Raw genomic sequence first — 352 nt, 5'->3', positions numbered from 1 at the left:
AACCATGATCGTGATCCTATGTGGGCATTCTGCCTTAAATTCTCTGTATTTGGGCTTAAGGTCAGCCTTAAACTCAAAAAGAGATAACATAGGATCGCCCCCCCTTGGGGGCACCTTTTGCTTTCCGAATTTCTTCAAGGTGATATTTCATGCAAACCGAACTCAGTATTAGGATTAGACCCCAATTAGATGCCTTTAGAGAGAGCATGAGTGCCGCACGCCGTGCTCTCTCTTTAGAAACTTCTGGCGGAGTGGTGGAGGGCGTGCAAGCCTCTATGCGCTCTTTGCGCAGTAGCTTGAACTCTTCTTTACGCTTAGGAGAAGTGGCTAGCACACAGGTGCAAGCCATCAA

1 protein-coding gene is annotated in these 352 nt (G+C 47.7%); it reads left to right on the top strand.

The genetic code is table 11. The features are described from left to right. Positions 1-149: 149 nt before the first annotated feature. Positions 150-352, top strand: a 203-nt coding sequence (locus KCO92_RS07260) for a hypothetical protein (protein ID WP_210647490.1), incomplete at its 3' end; no start/stop codon positions are given.

The sequence above is a fragment of the Helicobacter salomonis genome (assembly GCF_017979425.1).
GTDB lineage: Bacteria > Campylobacterota > Campylobacteria > Campylobacterales > Helicobacteraceae > Helicobacter > Helicobacter salomonis.
Note: the sequence above shows the minus strand (reverse complement) of the source record. Positions and strands in the feature narration are given on the sequence as shown.